At 61.7% G+C, this 19,542-nt stretch carries 17 protein-coding genes and 2 pseudogenes; 13 read left to right on the forward strand and 6 right to left on the reverse strand.

All coding sequences use genetic code 11. The features are described from left to right. Positions 1–53: 53 nt before the first annotated feature. Together dinB and scpC are read right to left on the reverse strand one after the other, a co-directional pair. Positions 54–1,100: a DNA polymerase IV gene (dinB, locus tag AC22G1_RS15625; RefSeq protein WP_487314188.1), complete on the reverse strand. Its 1,047-nt coding sequence runs from the start codon at positions 1,098–1,100 to the stop codon at positions 54–56. Between the two features lie 93 nt (positions 1,101–1,193). After that, positions 1,194–2,696, reverse strand: a complete 1,503-nt coding sequence (gene scpC / locus AC22G1_RS15630; RefSeq protein ID WP_487314189.1) for a succinyl-CoA:acetate CoA-transferase ScpC — start codon at positions 2,694–2,696, stop codon at positions 1,194–1,196. A 280-nt stretch (positions 2,697–2,976) separates the two neighbouring features. On the opposite strand from scpC, the gene AC22G1_RS15635 reads away from it, so the two are divergent. Then, a complete protein-coding gene (locus AC22G1_RS15635) occupies positions 2,977–3,717 on the forward strand; it encodes an outer membrane protein OmpK (RefSeq protein ID WP_487314190.1) in 741 nt (246 codons plus the stop codon). Positions 3,718–3,739: 22 nt separating this feature from the next. Here AC22G1_RS15635 and AC22G1_RS15640 read toward each other — a convergent pair whose 3' ends face one another. After that, positions 3,740–3,967, reverse strand: a complete 228-nt coding sequence (locus tag AC22G1_RS15640) for a hypothetical protein (protein WP_487314191.1) — start codon at positions 3,965–3,967, stop codon at positions 3,740–3,742. Positions 3,968–4,077: 110 nt separating this feature from the next. On the opposite strand from AC22G1_RS15640, the pseudogene AC22G1_RS15645 reads away from it, so the two are divergent. The 11 genes and pseudogenes from AC22G1_RS15645 (at position 4,078) to AC22G1_RS15695 (ending at position 14,851) form a co-directional block, all read left to right on the forward strand. Continuing rightward, positions 4,078–6,513, forward strand: a pseudogene (locus AC22G1_RS15645) (heavy metal translocating P-type ATPase). Continuing rightward, a complete protein-coding gene (locus tag AC22G1_RS15650) occupies positions 6,510–7,151 on the forward strand; it encodes a class I SAM-dependent methyltransferase (protein WP_487314192.1) in 642 nt (213 codons plus the stop codon). Before AC22G1_RS15645 ends, AC22G1_RS15650 begins: the two are co-directional and overlap by 4 nt. Further along, positions 7,145–7,498, forward strand: a complete 354-nt coding sequence (locus tag AC22G1_RS15655) for a cupredoxin domain-containing protein (protein ID WP_487314193.1) — start codon at positions 7,145–7,147, stop codon at positions 7,496–7,498. Before AC22G1_RS15650 ends, AC22G1_RS15655 begins: the two co-directional genes overlap by 7 nt. A gap of 56 nt (positions 7,499–7,554) precedes the next feature. Next, positions 7,555–8,037 carry a TspO/MBR family protein gene (locus tag AC22G1_RS15660; protein ID WP_487314194.1) on the forward strand — a complete coding sequence of 161 codons (483 nt, stop codon included), beginning with the start codon at positions 7,555–7,557 and terminating at the stop codon, positions 8,035–8,037. A 49-nt stretch (positions 8,038–8,086) separates the two neighbouring features. Next, positions 8,087–8,962: a patatin-like phospholipase family protein gene (locus AC22G1_RS15665; protein WP_487314195.1), complete on the forward strand. Its 876-nt coding sequence runs from the start codon at positions 8,087–8,089 to the stop codon at positions 8,960–8,962. Between the two features lie 23 nt (positions 8,963–8,985). Further along, positions 8,986–10,632 carry a sensor domain-containing diguanylate cyclase gene (locus AC22G1_RS15670; protein ID WP_487314196.1) on the forward strand — a complete coding sequence of 549 codons (1,647 nt, stop codon included), beginning with the start codon at positions 8,986–8,988 and terminating at the stop codon, positions 10,630–10,632. A 39-nt stretch (positions 10,633–10,671) separates the two neighbouring features. Continuing rightward, entirely contained in the window at positions 10,672–11,367 is a 696-nt protein-coding gene (locus AC22G1_RS15675) for a glutathione binding-like protein (RefSeq protein ID WP_487314197.1), read from the forward strand. A gap of 74 nt (positions 11,368–11,441) precedes the next feature. Beyond that, on the forward strand, positions 11,442–12,635 hold the full coding sequence (locus AC22G1_RS15680; RefSeq protein ID WP_487314198.1) for an aminotransferase class V-fold PLP-dependent enzyme: 1,194 nt from the start codon (positions 11,442–11,444) through the stop codon (positions 12,633–12,635). Next, entirely contained in the window at positions 12,632–13,009 is a 378-nt protein-coding gene (locus tag AC22G1_RS15685; RefSeq protein WP_487314199.1) for a SufE family protein, read from the forward strand. Before AC22G1_RS15680 ends, AC22G1_RS15685 begins: the two co-directional genes overlap by 4 nt. A 2-nt stretch (positions 13,010–13,011) precedes the next feature. Beyond that, complete coding sequence (locus AC22G1_RS15690; protein WP_487314200.1) at positions 13,012–13,836, forward strand: AraC family ligand binding domain-containing protein; 825 nt, start codon at positions 13,012–13,014, stop codon at positions 13,834–13,836. 67 nt (positions 13,837–13,903) lie between these two features. Further along, positions 13,904–14,851: a DMT family transporter gene (locus tag AC22G1_RS15695; RefSeq protein ID WP_487314201.1), complete on the forward strand. Its 948-nt coding sequence runs from the start codon at positions 13,904–13,906 to the stop codon at positions 14,849–14,851. Here AC22G1_RS15695 and tcdA read toward each other — a convergent pair. Beyond that, a complete protein-coding gene (gene tcdA / locus AC22G1_RS15700) occupies positions 14,841–15,614 on the reverse strand; it encodes a tRNA cyclic N6-threonylcarbamoyladenosine(37) synthase TcdA (RefSeq protein WP_417362018.1) in 774 nt (257 codons plus the stop codon). The two genes, AC22G1_RS15695 and tcdA, sit on opposite strands and share 11 nt — an antisense overlap. Positions 15,615–15,755: 141 nt before the next feature. Here tcdA and AC22G1_RS15705 point away from each other — a divergent pair, with 141 nt between their 5' ends. After that, entirely contained in the window at positions 15,756–16,937 is a 1,182-nt protein-coding gene (locus AC22G1_RS15705; RefSeq protein ID WP_487314202.1) for an acetyl-CoA C-acetyltransferase, read from the forward strand. Positions 16,938–16,975: 38 nt separating this feature from the next. Here the strand turns inward: AC22G1_RS15705 and AC22G1_RS15710 are convergent, their stop codons facing one another. Together AC22G1_RS15710 and AC22G1_RS15715 are read right to left on the reverse strand one after the other, a co-directional pair. Next, a complete protein-coding gene (locus tag AC22G1_RS15710; protein ID WP_487316736.1) occupies positions 16,976–18,850 on the reverse strand; it encodes a putative bifunctional diguanylate cyclase/phosphodiesterase in 1,875 nt (624 codons plus the stop codon). A 111-nt stretch (positions 18,851–18,961) separates the two neighbouring features. Then, a pseudogene (locus AC22G1_RS15715) lies at positions 18,962–19,501 on the reverse strand (CBS domain-containing protein); the annotation flags it as partial. Positions 19,502–19,542: the final 41 nt, after the last annotated feature.

Genomic DNA, 19,542 nt, shown 5'->3' on the forward strand with positions numbered 1-19,542 from the left:
GCAACAGGGCCAGGCAAGGGCCTGAACAAACAAAGGGATAGATAAAGAAAGCTTTACTCGGCAAAGGGCAGTTTGAGCTGCTGGATAACCCCCTGCCCCGCCAAGCCGACAAAAAGCCCCACCAGCCGCACCCCTTTGCCCTGGCCGCGCTGATAGGCGGTTTCCAGCAAAGCGTCAAAGAGCCCGTGGTCCAGTTCGCCGCTGACATGCTCCATGGTGGTTTGGGTAAAATCGCTGAACTTGAGCTTTACTCCCACCTTGCCGATGGCCCGCTCCCCCAGCCGGCGGGTAAGTTCCGGGGCCAGTTCATCAGCCACCCGGCGCACCGCCGCCAGGGTTTCCAGATCTTTGGGCAGGGTGGTTTCCACCCCCACCGATTTTCGCTCCCGGCTAACGGTCACCCCCCGCTCGTCGATACCAAAAGCCCGCTCATAAAGGGCCCGGCCGAATTTGCCAAATTGCAGCTCGAACCAGTCTTGGTCGCAGCGCTGGATATCGGCGCAGGTCTTAAGCCCAAGGGCCGCCAGCCGCGCCTCGGTAGCCGGCCCCACCCCGGGGATCTTGCGAAGGGGCAAGTCTTTGACAAAAGCGGGCACCGCCGCTGGGGTCAGCACAAAAAGGCCGTCAGGCTTGTTCTCTTCCGAGGCGATTTTGGCCAAAAACTTGTTGGGGGCCACCCCGGCCGAGGCGGTGAGGTTGAGCTCGCGGCGAATATCGGCGCGAATGGCTTCGGCGATCAGGGAAGCCGAGCCCTTAAAATGGGGGCTGTCGGTAACATCGAGGTAGGCTTCGTCAAGGGAGAGAGGTTCGATAAGGTCGCTGTAGCGCTCGAAGATGGCGCGAATTTGCTGGCTGACCGCTTTGTAGACCCCCATCCGCCCCGGCAGCAATACCAGTTTGGGGCACAGCAGCTGCGCCTTGTGGGTGCTCATGGCCGAGCGCACCCCGTATTTGCGGGCCTCGTAATTACAGGTGGAAATTACCCCACGCCGCTCTCGGCTGCCGCCAATGGCCAGCGGCACCGATTTGAGGGCCGGGTTGTCCCGCATCTCCACGGCGGCAAAGAAGCAGTCCATGTCCACATGAATGATCTTGCGCACACAAAACCTGTATATAAAAACAGTATTTTTTGTATTCTAGCGCCGGCTCAAACAAGTGCAACTACAAAAAAGGCGCCTTGCGGCGCCTCCTTTTTATTCGGCCAATACGCTGCGCATGTTGCCTTCGGTATTGAGGGCCTGGTGCCAGGAAAGGGCCTTTTCCAGGCAGTGCGGGGTGTGGCCGCCCCGGGTGCAGGCCTCGGCAAAGTAGCGGTTAAGGGCCGGGCGGTACAAAGGCGCCACGCAGTTGTCGATGATAACCCGGGCCCGCTCGCGGGGCGCCAGGCCGCGAAGGTCGGCCAGGCCCTGCTCGGAGACCAGAATGTCTACGTCGTGCTCGGTGTGGTCAACATGGCTGACAAAGGGCACGAAGCTCGAAATATCGCCACCCTTGGCGATGGATTTGGTCACGAAAATCGACAGCTGGCTGTTACGGGCAAAATCCCCCGAGCCGCCGATGCCGTTCATCATGCGGGTGCCGCAGACGTGGGTGGAGTTAACGTTGCCATAGATATCCGCTTCCAGGGCGGTATTGATGGCGATGATACCAAGGCGGCGCACGATACCCGGGTGGTTGGACAGCTCCTGGGGCCGCAAGATCAAGCGGTTGCGGTATTTATCCAGCTCGCGCATCACCTGCTCGTTGCGCTTGGGCGACAGGGTGATGGAAGAGCCTGAGGCGAAGGTGAGCTTGCCTGAGTCCAGTAGATCAAAGGTGGAGTCTTGCAGCACCTCGGAGTACATGGTCAGGCGATCGAAGGGGCCTTCAATCAGGCCTTCCATCACCGCGTTGGCCATGGTGCCGATACCGGCTTGGAGCGGCAGCAAAGATTCGGTGAGGCGCCCTGCTTCAATTTCTTCTTTAAAGAACTGAATAAGGTGGTCGGCAATGGCCTGGGTTTCGCTGTCGGCGGGCAGCACGTTGGAGGGGCTGTCTTTGCCTTCGGTGATAACGATGGCGGCGATTTTGCTGGCATCGATGGGAATATAAGGGGTGCCGATGCGGCTGTCCGGGGCCACCACCGGAATGGGCTGGCGGTTGGGGCGCATCTGGGGAATATAAATGTCGTGCAGCCCTTCGAGGCCAGCGGGGCTGGCCAGATTCAGTTCAATAATGACCTTCTCGGCCAAAATGGCATAACTGGCGGAGTTACCCACCGAGGTGGTGGGCACGATGCCGCCCTCTTCGGTAATGGCGCAGGCCTCTATTACCGCCACGTCCATCTTGCCCAGCTGCTTGTTGCGCAGCAGCTCTACGGTTTCCGAGAGGTGCTGGTCGATAAACATCACTTCGCCGGCGTTGATGGCCTTGCGCAAGGTGTTGTCCACCTGGAACGGCATACGGCGGGCCAGCACTTTGGCCTCGGTGAGCTTGGCGTCCAGATCGTTGCCGAGGGAGGCGCCGGTCATCAGGGTAATGGAGAAGGGTTTTTCATGGGCGCGCTGGGCCAGGGCCAAGGGCACCGCTTTGGCTTCGCCGGCCCGGGTAAAGCCGCTCATGCCCACTATCATGCCGTCTTGGATAAGCTCGGCAGCCTGCTCGGCAGACATAACCAAATCCTGCCATCCGGGCAGGCGACAACGCTGTTCAACCATGAAACTTCTCCGCACTGTGATTGTTGCTGTAGGGCGGTCCCCGAGGCAGGCTTTGAAGAGCCCTTATAAAATGTGGGGGTACCTTTGCGTGCGCAACAGTTTACGCCGACGTTCGAGGCAGACAAGTCCCGTGCGCGTAAATGGCTTTTGCGAAATCAGCGAGCGGTTAAACCCGGGGCTTTAGCGGGCAAAGCTCACATTTCCCTGGCTTGGCCGGGGAAAGCGATTGCGTTTTTGTAATGGGCCAATAGACTGTGCGCCACTTTTTGAGGAGACCCCGATGCGCGCACTGCTTTTGGCCAGCGTTTTGGCCAGCCCTGCCGCCTTTGCTGGCATGCAATGGCAAGACAACAGCCTGACCTACCTGTACGGCCAGCATTTCACCGTTAACCCCAGCACCGAACAGACCCTGACCTTCGAGCACGCCTCAGGCTGGGATTTCGGCGATGTGTTCTTCTTTACCGACGGCACCCGTTTCAACGGCGTCAAAGGCGACAACAAAACCCTGTACGGCGAATTCAGCCCGCGCTTTAGCGCCGGCAAGCTGACCGGCAAGGACCTGTCTTTTGGCGTGGTAAGCGATGTGCTGCTGGCCACCACCTACGAGTTTGGTGAAGGCAACGTCAACACCCTGCTGGTGGGCCCGGGTTTTGATCTCAAACTGCCGGGGTTCGATTACTTCCAGCTCAACTTCTATAAGCGCCTGCCCCGTGGCCGCCACGACGGTGACACCTTTCAGGTTACCCCCACCTGGCGCATGCACTTTCCGGTTGGCCAAAGCCAAATCGTCTTTGACGGTTTCATCGACTGGGTAGTGGACAGCGACCAGAGCTATCACCACAACTTCCACTTCAACCCGCAGCTCAAATACGACCTGGGCCAGGTGCTGGGGCTGAAAAAGGACAAGCTGTTTGTGGGTATCGAGTACGACTACTGGAAGCACCGCTTCGGTATCAAAGACACCGACGATTTTAAAACCACCCAGAGCGTGACCAACCTGCTGGTCAAATACCACTTCTGAAAAAGGGCCTGCGGGCCCTTTTTTAACGCCCGCTCCGGCTCACCATCAGGCTGAGCCAAGGCAGCAAAAACCACAGCAGCAAGGTTTGCCATTCCTGGGTGGGAGCCAGTTCGGCCCAGGCCAGGGTCAGCAAGGTTAACAGCAGGATAAACAGCCAGGGTTTGTCGTCGCTGTGGCGTTTGCGACAGCCCCGCCACAGTGGGAACAGCCATAAGGTAAACAGCAGAAATCGCAGGATAATCCAGTACATAAGCCCTCCTTGGCTGCGCGGATAATAATCAACAGAGCGTCTTCACTCAAGCACTTGACCTTGAACCAACTCCAGGGTTTAGCCTAAGGGCATCATCCAAGGAGGTTGTTATGTCCAACACCATGCATATTGCCCTGCCGTCCATCAGCTGTGGCGGCTGTGTCAGCGCCGTTGAAACTGCCCTGGGCGAACTGGCTGGCGTCAGCGAATTTGAGGTCAGCCTTGCCGAGCATCAGGCCAAGGTAACCGGCACCGCCGCAAGCGCCGCCGTTATCAAAGCCATTGAAGACGCAGGCTTTACCGCCGAACTTATCAAGGAGTAAGCCATGAGCCAGCATGTGCACTTGGCGCTGCTGGGGGTGAGCTGCGCCGGTTGTGTACGCACCATCGAAAAGGCCCTGGACGGGGTCGATGGCGTGGACCAGGCCCAGGTCAACCTGGCCGACCGCAGCGCCCATATTGATGGCAGCGCCGACAGCGCCACCCTTATTAGCGCCATTCAGGCCGCCGGTTACGACGCCCGTGAGCTGAGCGGCGACGACGAGAGCGATCTGGACACCCAAGCCCAAGCCGAAGCGGCTCACCTGAAAAAGCTCTGGTGGCAATGCGGCGCCGGCCTGGCCCTGGGTGTTCCCTTAATGCTCTGGGGGCTACTGGGCGGCGAGATGATGGCAATAAGCCCCACAAGCCGGATAGTTTGGGGCCTGATTGGCTTGGTGACCCTGGCCATCATGGTGCTGGCCGGTGGCCACTTTTACCGGGGCGCCTTCAAGGCCTTTGGCCACCACCAGGCCAACATGGACACCCTCATAGCCCTTGGCACCGGCGCCGCCTGGCTCTACTCCATGGCGGTGTTGCTGCTGCCCCAAAGCTTCCCCGGCGAGGCGCGCCACCTTTATTTTGAAGCCAGCGTGATGATCGTCGGCCTTATCAACCTGGGCCAGGCCTTAGAAGCCCGGGCCCGGGGCAAAACCTCTCAGGCACTGCGGCGGCTCTTGGATCTCAAAGCCAAGACCGCCCGGGTGATCCGCGGCAAGCAAGAGTCAGACATCCCGGTCGCGGCGGTGGCCAAGGGCGACAAGCTTAGGCTGCGCCCCGGCGAGACAGTGCCGGTGGATGGCGAAGTGGTTGAAGGCAGCGGCCTTGTTAACGAGAGCATGCTCACCGGCGAGCCCTTGGCCCAGGAAAAGGCCGCCGGGGCCAGCCTCAAAGCCGGCACCTTGCTGGAAAAAGGCACCCTGGTCTTTACCGCCACCGGTGTCGGCAAGGACACCGCTCTTGCCCGCATCATCGAGCAGGTGAAAAAGGCCCAGGGCTCGCGGCCCAGTATCGGCCGCCTGGCCGACAACATTGCCGCCGTGTTTGTGCCGGTGGTGATGGTGCTGGCTCTGGTCGCCGCCCTGGTCTGGTACAACCTGGGGCCAGCCCCGGCGGTCAGCCACGCCCTGGTGGTGCTGACCTCGGTGCTCATTATCGCCTGCCCCTGCGCCCTGGGCCTTGCCACACCGATGTCGGTGATGGTGGGGGTCGGCAAGGCCGCCGAGGCTGGCGTGCTTATTCGTAACGGCGAAGCGCTACAAACCCTCAGCCACATCGACACCCTGGTGCTGGATAAAACCGGCACCCTCACCGAGGGCAAGCCCCAGGTGGTGGAGGTCAATACCTTTACCGACACCGACATCAAGCCCCTGATCAAAGCCCTGGAGCAAGGCTCCGAGCACCCATTGGCCAGTGCCCTGCTGGAATGGGCCGGGGAGGTAGAGGCCGCTACCCTGGACGACTTTGACACCCTGGCCGGCAAAGGGGTCAAAGCCAGCCTCGATGGCGCGCCGCTGCTGCTGGGTAACCACAAGCTGATGGCCGAGTACCACATCGCCCTGGATGCTGGCGAAAGCGCAACAAACGCCATGATGGAGCAAGGCGCCACCCCGGTGTACCTGGCCCGTGGCAATGCACTGCTGGCGGTCTTTGCCGTGGCCGACCCCATCAAGCACGACACCCAGGCGGCCCTTGATGGCCTTAAAAAACAAGGGCTGCGGCTGGTGCTGCTGTCCGGTGACCGCCAGGGCACCGCCGAAGCGGTGGCCCGCAAGCTCGGTATCGACGAGGTAATAGCCGAAGTGCTACCCGAGCAAAAGGCCGAGACCATCACCCGGCTGCAAGGCGAGGGGCGCAGCGTTGCCATGGTCGGCGACGGCATCAACGACGCCCCGGCCCTGGCCGCCGCCAACGTAGGCATGGCCATGGGCACCGGCACCGACGTGGCCATGGAATCGGCAGATTTAACCCTGATGCGCGGCTCGTTGCTGGTGGTGGAAGACGCCATCGCCATCTCCCGCGCCACCATCGGTAACATCAAGCAAAACCTGTTCGGCGCCTTTATCTACAACAGCCTGGGCATTCCCCTGGCGGCGGGCCTGTTGTATCCCTTCACCGGCTTGCTGCTCAGCCCAGTGGTGGCAGGGGCGGCCATGGCGCTGTCTTCGGTTACGGTCGTCAGTAACGCCAACCGGCTGCGCTTTTTCAAAGGGGCAGGCAAAGCATGAGCGTGACCCCAGAGGAACTGGGCCGCCAGCTGCGCCAGCCCGAAGGCGCCCTTGGCCTGAAAGTGGCCGAAGGAATGAATAAGACCAATGCGCAAATCATCCAGTACTGCCAAGAGGCCCTGGCCCTGGTGGACGGCGAGCAGCTTTTAGAAGTGGGCCCCGGCAACGGCGCCCACGCGGCGGAGCTGTTGGCCGGCTTGCCCCATTGCCGCTACCTGGGTCTTGATAGCGCCAGCGCCATGGTAGCGGCTGCCCGCGAAAAGCCTCACCCGCAGCTTGCCTTTATGGAGGGCGATCTGCTGGCTTTTACCCCAGCCCAGCTTTTTGACAAGGTGCTGACCATCAACACCGCGTATTTCTGGCAGCCCTTGGCGCCAGCCCTGGCGCAGCTTAACCGCTGCCTGAAACTGGGCGGCACTTTGGTGCTGGGGGTACGTTCCAGGGCCACCATGGCCGGCCAGCCTCAGTTTGCCGAGGGCTTTTGTTTTTTTGACGGCCCCGAGCTCGCCTGCGCCCTTGAGAGCGGTGGTTTTCGGGTCAGTTGGCAAAAAAGGCCCGAGCGCAGCGTGACCATCCTTGGCAATGTCTTGGAAAAAGAAGCGCTTATCTTTACCGCCATCAAGGAGGCAGCATGTTAGTCAACCTTATAGGCCTGCTGGCCATCGCCTTTGTGGTGTTCTGGTTCTGGCCCCGCAAGGGCGCCAGCAAAGCCACCCCAGGCAATAGCGAGGCCACCATAGTCGTGGACGGCGGCGTGTACGAGCCCGAGCGGCCGGTGCGCCCGGCCAGCCAGCCCATCACCCTGACCTTTTTGCGAAAAGACGCCGCAGCCTGCGCCCAGTGGGTGCTGTTTGACGGGGTGGACGCCAGCGTCGAACTGCCCATCGGCAAGCCCTACACCCTCACCTTGCCGCCCCTGGCGCCGGGGGAATATGTGTTTCATTGCCAGATGAACATGTACCGCGGCACCTTGGTGGTGAAATAGCGGCGATCCAAAGGCTGATTAGCGCCGTAAGAGCCTGAAAAAATGGCGCTAATCTTATGAGCTCACCACACAAACTCCTGTCTTTACTTGTCTGCCTGGTGCTGGTTGGCATCACCGGCACCCTCGGCGCCATGGCATCGGTGGATGCCAACGTCTTTTATGCCAGCCTTAGCCAGCCGTCCTGGGCGCCGCCCCCTTGGTTGTTCGGCCCGGTCTGGACCGCCCTGTACCTGATGATGGCCCTGTCCCTGTGGCGCTACGGCCAAAGCCCCGGCAAACAAAAGTGGCCGCAGCGGCTGTTTTTGCTGCAACTGGGGGTCAACGCCCTGTGGTCCTGGCTGTTTTTCAGCTGGCACCAGGGCGCCCTGGCGATGCTGGATGTGCTGGCGCTGCTGGTGCTGATTGGCGCCTGCATTCGCGGCTTTTACCCGGTAAGCCGCTTGGCGGCCTGGCTACTGGTGCCGTATTTTGCCTGGGTGAGCTTTGCCGCTTTGCTGACCTTCAGCCTCTGGCAAGGCAACAGCCATTTACTGGGTTAAGTCGAGCCCGGCTTTGGGTACACTGGCCAAAAACCTTGCAGGACCAACGATGCAGCAGCCCAGCCGGGCGCTGGTGGTGGAAGGCGGCGCCATGCGCGGCATCTTCGCCACCGGCGTCCTCGACGCCTTTTTAGAACACCGCTACCGCCCCTTCGATTTTTGCCTGGGGGTCTCGGCCGGTTCGACCAACCTTGCCGCCTGGCTGGCCGGGCAGCAGCGCCGAAACTACAAGGTGATCACCGACTACTCCTGCCGGCCCGAGTTTATCTCCCTTGGCCGCTTTTTAAGAGGCGGCCACTGGCTCGACCTCGACTGGCTGTGGGAGGTGACCATCCGTGAAATCCGCCTGGATATCGACGCTTTTGCCGCCCAGCCGGTGCCCCTTTATGTGGTCACCACCCGGGTGGATAACGGCAAGGCCGCCTATATCAAAGCCGATGCGGGCAACCTGGAGCAGCTACTCAAAGCCTCCTGCGCCGTGCCCCTTGCCTACCGAAGCAACCCCTGCCTTGACGGCATTGCCATGACCGACGGCGGTGTGGCCGACTCCATCCCGGTTATAGAGGCTTACAACAAAGGGGCGCGGGAGATAACCGTGGTGCTGTCGCGGCCCCTTGGCTATCGCAAAAAGCCCGGCAAGGCGCCCTGGCTCACCAAAAGGCTGCTGGCAGGTTACCCGGCGCTCGCCGAGGCCATGGTCAACCGCCATCTGAGCTACAACGCCGCCATCGATTTTATCGAGCAGCCCCCGGCCGATTGCAAAGTGCGAGTGATAGCCCCAGGCGAGGGCTTTAAGGTAGGGCGCACCACCACCGACAAAGCCCGCCTTGAGGCCGGTTACGCCATGGGCCTTGCCAGTGGCCAGGCCGCCTGGGAAGCTGGACAGCCCCGCGCCCCCTCAGGCAGACTCGAAACCCTTCCTTAGTTTTTCCCAGGTAGCCACCGCCTTTGCATTCGCCCATCCCATCGAACACCTCACCCCAGGAACTGGGCCTTATCCTCGATAAGCTCGGCGAAGGGGTGCTGCTGACCGATGCACAGCACAGCGTGAGCTTTGCCAACCCTGCCGCCTGCCAGGCGCTGGGGGTAGAGCGCCCCGAGGGTTTGGCTCTGGCGAAGCTGCTACCAGCCCTTGCCCCTTACCTTGTGTCGCTGGCCACCAGCCCTCAGGCCAGCCTTGCCGGCTTGCAGGTCGAACGCAGCAACCTGGGCGAAACCCGGCACCTGAAAGTGAGCCTGGAGCCGCGCCTTGACCCGCAGCAAAGCCCCATCGGCTTTTTGGTGTTTATCAAAGACGTTTCCAGCACCGTCCAGGACAGAGCCGAGCTTCGGGACCAAAACGCTCGCCTTGAAGCCATTATCAACGGCACCCGGGCTGGCACCTGGGAGTGGAACGTGCAGACCGACCAAACCCGCATCAACGAGCGTTGGGCGCAGATGCTCGGTTACACCCGGGCCGAGCTCGAGCCCATGAGCGGCGAGGTGTTCAAGACCCTGGCCCACCCCGACGACATTGCCTTTTCCGACGAAAAACTGGCCCTGCATTTTGCCGGCAAGCTGCCTTATTACGAGCAGATTTGCCGGCTGCGCCACAAGGACGGCCATTGGGTGTGGGTACACGACAGGGGCCAGCTCACCAGCCGCGACAGCGACGGCAAACCGCTGCTGGTTACCGGCACCCATATCGACATCACCGAGTCGCGCCTGACCGAAGAGCGCCTCAATAAACTGGCCCAAAGCGTGCCGGGGGTGATTTACCAATACGCCCTGGGCCCTGACGGCCACTCCTGGTTCCCCTATGCCAGCGAAGGGATCCGCGCCATTTACGGCTTGTCGCCGCAGCAGGTCACCTCTGACGCCAGCTTGGTGTTTGAGCGGCGCCACCCCGATGACGCCGAAGCGGTAGCCGACAGCATCCGCAGCTCTGCCCGCACCCTGGGCAAATGGCACTGCCAGTACCGGGTCAAACTGGATGACAAGCAGATCTGGGTGGAGGGCAACGCGGTGCCGGAGAGACTCGAAGACGGCACCATCCTCTGGCACGGCATCATTACCGACATCACCGAACGTAAGCACCTTGAAGAGCAGCTGCGGATATTGTCCATCACCGACGAGCTGACCGGGCTTTTCAACCGCCGGCATTTGTTTAAGGTCATCGACGATACCTTCCACCAATACCAGCGTTACCAAACGCCCTTTTCGCTGCTGCTTATCGACATTGACCACTTCAAGGCCATTAACGACGGCCATGGTCACCCGGTGGGTGACGAGGTGCTAAAAGCCCTGGCCGCGCTCTTTGGCCAGTCGCTGAGGCGCACCGATGTGGCCGGGCGCATCGGTGGCGAGGAGTTTTTGGTGCTGTTGACCGGCACCCGCGCCGAGGGCGCCAACCAGGCCGCCCAGCAGCTGTGCCAGCAATTTGCCGCCCTGGCCCTGGACGACGGCCGCCTGGGGCAATTTAGCGCAACATTGAGTATCGGGGTTGCCACCGTCAACGCGGATGACAAAGACCCCGCCGCCTTGGTAAAACGGGCCGACCAGGCGGTCTACCAGGCCAAACACCATGGCCGCAATCAGGTCTGGACCGCCGACTAAACCGCCCAGCAACAGGCGACAACGCCACGGGAGCCGCAGATGATAGACCTCTACTACTGGCCCACCCCCAACGGCCACAAAATCACCCTTTTCCTTGAAGAAGCCGGCCTTGAGTACCGCATCGTGCCGGTGGATATCAGCGCTGGAGACCAGTTCAAACCCGCGTTTCTGGCCTTCTCCCCCAATAACCGCATGCCGGCCATCATCGACCATGCCCCGGCCGATGGTGGCGAGGCCATCACGGTGTTCGAGTCCGGCGCCATCTTGCAGTATCTGGCAGAAAAATCCGGCCAGTTCTGGCCCAAGGATGTGCGGGCACGCAACACCGTCAACGAATGGCTGTTCTGGCAGGTGGGGGGCCTTGGCCCCATGGCCGGGCAAAACCACCACTTTGGTGTTTATGCGCCGGAGAAAATCGACTACGCCATCAACCGCTACGTCAACGAAACCAACCGCCTGTACGGGGTGCTCAACAAGCGCCTTGAAGGCCGCGATTTTATTGCCGGCAGCGACTACTCCATCGCCGACATGGCCTGCTACCCCTGGATAGTGCCCCATGAGCGCCAGCAGCAGGATCTCAACCAGTTCCCCAACCTCAAACGCTGGTTCGAGGCCATCGCCAAGCGCCCGGCCACCCTCAGGGCCTACGCCAAAGGCGAGGCGGTGAGCAACAACCGCGCTACTGTTACCGAGCAGGGCAAACAAGTGCTGTTTGGCCAAAAGGCCCGCCCCTGACCGCGGCGGGCGCACTTGCGCCCGCCCATCGCTTTGCCGACAATGCACTTTTGTGCCCAGGCCCGGCCCTTGTTATGTTCGACCCCATCGCCTTTCGCGCCCAATTTCCCAGCCTCTGCCAGCCCGAGATCTACCTCGACAACGGTGCCAGCACCCAAACCGCTGAGGCGGTTCTTAACGCCATGGACAGCTACTACCGCGAATACCGGGCCAATGTGCATCGCGGCAGCCACAGCTGGGCCGAGCGCGCCACCAGCGCCGTGGAAGCGGCCAGGGACAGCATTCAAAGCCTGATCAATGCCGCCGACCGCCGGGCCGTGGTGTTTACCAGCGGCACCACCGCCGCCATCAATCTGGTGGCCTGGGGGCTGATTGATTACTTCCAGCCCGGGGACCGGATCTTGGTCAGCGCCATGGAGCACCACGCCAACCTGGTGCCCTGGCAGCTGCTGGCCAGGCGCACCGGCGCTGTTATCGAAGTTATTCCCCTAAAGGACGATGCCAGCCTGGACATGGCTGCCTATGAGGCGCTGCTGGCCAACAAACCCAAGCTGGTGGCCTGCTGCCATGTGTCCAACACCCTGGGGCTGATTAACCCGGTGGAGGCTATCTGCGCCAAGGCCCGCCAGGCCGGGGCCTTGACCCTTATCGACGGCGCCCAGGCAATTGCCCACCTCAAGGTGGATATCCAGGCTATCGGCTGCGATTTTTACGCCTTCTCCGGCCATAAGATGTTTGGCCCTACCGGGGTGGGAGTGCTGGCCGGGCGCCTTGAGAGCCTGGGGGAGCTGCTGCCCTTTATGGGGGGCGGGGAGATGATCAGCAAGGTGAGCTTTGACAGCGTCACCTTCAATGCCCTGCCCCACCGCCTGGAAGCAGGCACCGGCCCCATCAGCGAGATAATCGGCCTGGGGGCGGCGGCAAACATGCTGCGAACCCTCGATGCATCAGCCTACGAAGCCGAGCTCACCGCCTTGTTGCTGGACGGCCTTGCGGCGCTGCCGGTCAAGGTGCTGGGCCAGGGGCCGAGGGTGAGTTTGGTGTCCATCAGCGCCGACGGAGTGCACCATAGCGATCTGGCCCATTACCTTGCCGGTAAGGGCATCGCGGTGCGGGCTGGCCACCACTGCACCCAGCCACTGCATCAGCTGTTGGGCTTACCGGGCTCGCTGCGCCTGGCGGTTGCGCCCTACAATACGAAGCAGGAGCTGCAACATTGCCTGGCCGCCCTGGCCGAGGCGATAGCACTATTTCAGGAGATGGCATGAGCCTGTTCGACGACTTTGCCGCCGAGAAGCACTTCGAAGGTCGCACCCGTTTTTTGCTGAGCCTGGCCCGCACCCTGCCGCTGCTGGACAGCAAATCCGTCAATGATGAAGTGAGCGGCTGCGAGGCCAAAACATGGCTGCACCTTGACACCAGTACGGGCCGGGTCAACCTGCGCGGCGACAGCGAAGCGCGCATCGTCAAAGGGTTGATGGCGCTGCTGTTCAGCCTGTTTGAGGGATTGCCTGTCAAAGATGCCCAGGCGGTGAACGCCCGCCAAGCCTTCGAGCAGGCAGGCCTTGCCCGCTTTTTAAGCCCCAGCCGCAGCAACGGCCTTTACGCCATGTTGGAACGCATCGAACAGGGCCTTGCCTAACCATGGACGGGGTGCCGGCGCATTTTGCCAGCCAAACCGACCGAGCCGATTTCAAGGCCCTGGCCGGGGTGTCAGAGGTGGAGCTGTACCAGGCCCATATCGACCGCCACAGCTTTGACCCTCACACCCACCAGGCCTTTGGCATAGGCCTGATTGACCGTGGTGCCCAGCGCTTTCGCTACCGAGGCGCCAACCACCTGGCCGGCAGCGGCGCCCTGGTACTGATGAACCCCGATGAACTGCACACCGGCCAAAGCGCCAGCGAGCACGGCTGGCATTACCGGATGATTTACCTGCCGCCGGCGCTGGTGGAAAACCTCGGCGGCGCCCCAGACTGGCATTTTGGCGAGGTGCTGCAAAGCCACCCCGGCAGCACCCGCCGGCTCTCTGCCCTCCTCGGCGCCCTTTGGCAAAATAGCGATGCGCTGGCCACCCACAGCCTGCTGCTGGAATTGGTGGCGCTGTGCGCCCCCTTTGCCAAGTCGCGCCCGGCAGCGCCAGAAGGGCGCCATGATTTTTCCAAGGTCACCGCGCTTATGCACAGCGACTATCACCGCCCGCTTCGCCTTGAAGAGCTGGCCCAGCAGGCCGGGCTCAGCCCTTATCACTTCCTACGCCAATTCAAGCACCAGTGCCACGTTACTCCCCAGCAAATGCTGATGGCCATTCGCCTGTACCGCGCCAAATGCCTGCTGGCAAAGGGCCAACCCCTGGCGCTGGTGGCCGCCGCCGTGGGCCTGACCGATCAGGCCCATCTGACCCGCGCCTTTACCAGCCGCTACGGCACCACCCCGGGACGCTACCGCCAGCAGGTTTTTGGCCGGTAGCAATCTCCTACAATACGGCGCGCCCTGCCGCTGGTAGGCTGGCAAGGTATTGTTATCGGGGAAGTGCATGTTTGCCGGAGTGTTGTACGCCATCGCCGCAGGCCTATTGTGGGGCCTTATCTTTATCGGCCCCCTGCTGGTGCCCGACTACCCAGCCCCCTTGCAATCGACCGGCCGCTATCTCGCCCTTGGATTGGTGGCACTGCCCCTTGCCTGGCAGCAGCGCCGGGCGCTCGCCACCCTTAGCCGGCGCGACTGGCAGCTGGCGCTGCTGCTGGCCCTTATCGGCAACCTTTTGTATTACTGCGGGGTAGCCGGCGCCGTGCTGCGGGTGGGCACGCCCATCGCCACCATGGTGGTGGGCACCTTGCCGGTGGTGATTGCCCTGGCCGCCAACGTTTTATACCGCGACCAAGAAGGGCAGTTGCGTTGGCCGGTAATGAGCGCGGCAGTGGCGCTGATGCTGGCCGGGTTGGTGCTGGTCAATATCAGTGAGCTCAAGAGCGGCGCGGCCGGCCTTGGCGGCGGGCACTATCTGGAAGGTTTGTTGCTGGCGTTTTTTGCGGTGGCCTGCTGGAGCTGGTACGCCCTTAAAAATGCCCGTTGGCTGCGCACCAACCCAAGGCGCTCGCCGGCGGCCTGGGCCACGGCCCAGGGCCTTGCCACCTTGCCGTTATCCCTGCTGGGTTTTGCCCTGGCAAGCCTCTACCTGCACCTTGAGCAGCCACAGTTTCCTCTGCCGCTGGGGCCACGCCCCGGCATCTTTGTGGCGCTGATGCTGGCCATTGCGGTGCTCTGCTCCTGGCTGGGCACCTTGTGCTGGAACGCCGCCAGCCAGCGCCTGCCGACCGTGCTGATGGGGCCGATGGCGGCCTTTGAGATCCTCACCGGCCTTGGCTACAGCTACGCCCTTCGCGGCCAATGGCCAGACGGCGCCACCTTGGCTGGTGTGCTTTGCATGGTGCTGGCCGTGGTGCTGACGGTGGCCGCCAAGCACCAAAGTGCTAGGGCTTAACGCCGGTCAGCTTTTCGATGACCTTCGCCACCGCCACTAGGCCAAAGGTGGCGGTGACCACCATGGAGGCGCCAAAGCCCGAAGCGCAGTCCATGCGCATGGAGCCGTCGGCTTGCTTGGTGGCGCACACGGTGCCGTCGGGCTTGGGGTATTTGAGGGCTTCCGAGGAGAACACGCAGTCCACCCCGAACTTGCGGGTCTTGGAGAAGTGGTAGTTGCGGCGCAAGCGCTCTTTTAACTTGCGGGCCAGGGGGTCTTGGATGGTTTTGGTGAGATCCGCCACCTGCACCTGGGTCGGGTCAACCTGGCCACCGGCGCCGCCTATGGTGATGATGCGTATCTTGTTGCGCTTGCAATGGGCGATCATGGCCGCCTTTGCGCCCAAAGAGTCTGTTGCATCAATCACATAGTCAAAGCCAGCAGCCAAAAGTTCAGCTACATTTTCCGGGGTGACAAAATCATCGATGGCCGTCACCTGGCAATCGGGATTGATTAGGCGGATACGTTCGGCCATGACCTCGGTCTTAGGAAGACCCACTGTGGTGGTCAGGGCATGGATCTGACGGTTGGTGTTGGTGGTACAGACATCGTCCATGTCCACCAGGGTGATGGCACCCACACCGCTGCGGGCCAGCGCCTCGGCCACCCAAGTGCCGACGCCGCCGATCCCGGCCACGAAAATATGACTATGTTTCAGTACATTGGCCGCACTTTGGCCATAGAGCCGGATAATGCCGCCAAATCTGGTGTCGTAATCGCTCATCAGTTACCCCCAAACCCGGGCGCGCATTCTAGCATGGGCCGGGCTTGTAACTAATGGACTATTCCAAATTGACACAAAGAGACGGCATCATGGCTCAACTCCCCCAACCTGTTGGCGCATGTCGCCCGTTAAGGAGATAGCATGCAGGACGTAGTAATAGTCGCAGCAACCCGTACCGCCGTTGGCGGCTTCCAAGGAAGCCTCAGCCAGATCCCGGCCCAGCAACTGGCCGCCACCCTTATCCAGGAAACCCTGGCCAAGCTTGGCCTCGACGGCAGCCAGGTAGATGAAGTGCTGCTCGGCCAGGTACTGACCGCCGGTTGTGGCCAAAACCCGGCCCGCCAGGCAGCCATTCACGCCGGCCTGCCCAACATGGTGCCGGCCATGACCATCAACAAGGTGTGCGGCAGTGGCCTTAAGGCGCTGCACCTGGCCACCCAGGCCATCCGCTGCGGCGACGCCGACGTGGTGATTGCCGGCGGCATGGAAAACATGAGTCTGTCTCCCTACATCATGCCTGGCGCCCGTACCGGCCTTCGCATGGGTAACGCCCAAGTGGTGGACACCATGGTCAACGACGGCCTGTGGGACGCGTTCAACGATTACCACATGGGCATCACCGCCGAGAACCTGGCCGAGAAATACGACATCAGCCGTGAGCAGCAGGACGCCTTTGCCGCCCAGTCGCAGCAAAAGGCCGCGGCCGCCATTGAAGCCGGCCGCTTTAAAGACGAAATCACCCCCATCAAGGTGCCGCAGCGCAAGGGCGACCCCCTGGTCTTTGATACCGACGAAGGCCCCCGCGCTGGCACCACCGCCGAGAGCCTCGCTAAACTGCGCCCGGCCTTTAAAAAGGACGGCACCGTGACCGCCGGTAACGCGTCGAGCATCAACGACGGCGCCGCCATCGTGGTGATGATGAGCCGCGAAAAGGCCCAGCAGCTGGGCCTGGAAGTGCTGGCCCATGTCAAAGCCTACGCCAATGCCGGGGTAGACCCGTCCATCATGGGTATTGGCCCAGTCCCCGCCACCCAACGCTGCCTAGCCCGCGCCGGTTGGAAGGTAGAAGACTTGGATCTGATTGAGGCTAACGAAGCCTTTGCCGCCCAATCTCTGGCGGTGGCTAAAGAGCTGGGCTGGGACACCAGCAAGGTCAACGTGAACGGCGGCGCCATTGCCATTGGCCACCCCATCGGCGCCTCCGGCTGCCGGGTGCTGGTCACCTTGGTGCACGAGATGCTCAAGCGGGACGCCAAAAAAGGCCTGGCGACCCTTTGCATCGGCGGCGGCCAGGGGGTTGCCCTGGCCATCGAGCGGGACTGATAACCGCATTTAAAAAAAGGGGCCATTTGGCCCCTTTTTTATTGGCTTGAGGTTTCCCCTTCAAGCCAGCGCGGCACCGCGTCGGCCGGCAGCGGCTTTGAAAAATAAAAACCCTGGGCCTGCTGGCAGTGGTGTTTGGCCAAAAACTCGGCCTGGGCCGCCGTTTCTACCCCTTCGGCTATCACCTCCAGCCCAAGGCCACGGGCCATCCCCAGTACCGCTAGGCTTATCTCCACCTCCCCTTGGCTGCCCGGCAGGTTTTGGACAAAGCTGCGGTCCAGTTTCAGAGCATTGATGGGCAGTTTGCGAAGGTAAGCGAGGGACGAATAACCGGTGCCAAAATCGTCAATGGAGAGGCGAATACCTCGGCTGCGAATGGCTTCGAGCATGGCCAGCATCGCCTCGGCCCGCTCGGGAATAAAAAAGCTCTCGGTTATCTCCAGCTCAATCAGCTCAGGGGCTATCTGGTAGCGGCTCAGGCAGTGGTCCAGCACCCGCAGGAAATGGTCCGACTGCAATTGCAGCACCGAGAGGTTTACCGCCACCGGCACTCGGGCCAGATGCTGCCACTTTTGAAGCTGCGCGCACACCATCTCCAGCACCTGGGTGCCCAGGGTTTCAATCAGCCCCAGCCGCTCGGCCAGGGGAATAACCTCGGCCGGAGACACCTGGCCCAGCTCGTCGTCATACCAGCGCAGCAGGGCCTCCAGCCCTTCAAGGCGCCCGCTGGCGAGGTTGATTTTCGGCTGGTAATGAAGCTTGAGCGCCCCTTTGGCAAGGGCGTGATGTAGCCGTTCTTCCAGGCGCATTTCCTGGCGGGTGCGCTCGCTCATCTCGCTGTTATAAAAGCGAAACTTGTTACGCCCCAGCTCCTTGGAGCGGTACATGGCGGTGTCGGCAAAGCGCAGCAGCTGTTCTTCATTGCTGCCGTCACCGGGAAAAAGGCTGATGCCGATACTGGCTGACACAAAAAGCGCCCGGCCGTTGATGTGCATAGGCTCGTAGATGGCGTCAATCAGGCGCTGGGCCAGGCATTCCAGGCCGCCCAGGCTGTCGATTTCTGGCACCAGCACCGTGAACTCATCGCCCCCCAGCCGCGCCACCGAGTCCCCTTCACGCACGGTTTTCTCAAGGCGACGGGCCACCTCGATAAGCACCCGGTCGCCGGCCAGATGGCCGAGGGAATCATTGATGCGCTTAAACAGGTCCAAATCCACAAACAGCAATGCCACCTGATGGCGATGGCGGCGGGCATTGGCAATGGCCAGCCGTAGCCGGTCGGTAAAAAGGCGCCGGTTGGGGAGCCCGGTCAGCTCGTCAAAATAGGCCAGAGACTGGATGCGGGCTTCTTTTTGCTTGCGGTCGGTAATGTCGGTAAAGATGCCGGCGTATTTGCAGACGGCGCCGCTGTCGTCGTGAATGGCGGTGATGGTCAGCCACTCGGGGTACACCTCGCCGTTTTTGCGCTTGTTCCAGATCTCCCCTTGCCAAAAACCCTGCTCTTCAAGCTGGCGCCACATCAGTTGGTAAAAATCGTCGCCGTGGCGGCCCGAGCTCAGCAGCGCCGGGGTCTTGCCCACCACTTCGTCCTGCTGGTAGCCGGTCATCTGTGAAAAACTGGGGTTAACCGACTCGATGGTGCCGTCGGGGGCGGTGATCATGATGCCGTCCAAAGAGGCGTTGATCACCTGGGTGGCCAGGCGCAGATGCTCCACCGAGAGCCGCAGGGCGGTGTCTCGTTCGTCCAGCAAGCGGCGCAGCTGGTTGACGTATTCGTACTCGATATTGGCCAGCACATCGCTGTAGGACAGCAGCCCTAAAAGGTCGCCGCTGGCGTCCAGCACGCCCAAGTGCCGGTAGTGCTGCTGCTGAAGGGTTTGCACCGCCAGCATCAGGCCGGCGCCGCTTGGCATGGAAAAAAGCGGATAGGTGGCAATGTCATCCAGGCAATGGCCGGACGGCTCGGCCACCCAGGCCACCAAGTCGCGCTCGGTGATAATGCCCTGGCAGCCATCGGGGCGCTCCACCACCAGCGCATCGACGCATTTCTCGGCCATCAAGGCCTGGGCGGTAGCAACGCTCTCTCCCGCCGGCACCTTGACCGCCGGGCGGCGCAGGGTGCTGGCCAAGTCGCGCATCAACAGGTAATGCTCAACCCCTTGAAAACGGATGATGTCAGATTGCGTCAACATGCCCACCGGCTGCTCGGCCTCGTTCAGTACCAACAGCCGCCGTACCTGGTGGCGCTTTAGCAGGTTGGCGGCCTGCCCCAAAGGAAGCGTTGCCGGCACGCTTTTTACCGGTGCGTGCATCAAGGTGGAGATGGGCGTGGTGAGACTGGCAGGAGAGGCTAAATCCAGGCGGCGCACGTCGCCTTCGGTCCAAATGCCCAGCACCTCATCGCCTTGTTGCACCAAGATGCAGCTGACCTTGGCCTGTTGCATCAGGCGGCAGGCGTCGCGCACCGTGGTGGCGGGCGGGCAGCTAAGCAAGCCGCCACTGATGATGCTGCCAACGGTGGGCTCGGCGCTTAACGAAAAAGGGGCAACGGGAGACATAGGCATTCCACGCAAAAATTCGCATGGAAAGCCTAATCAGAAAGCAA

Source organism: Gallaecimonas zhanjiangensis, assembly GCF_057624825.1.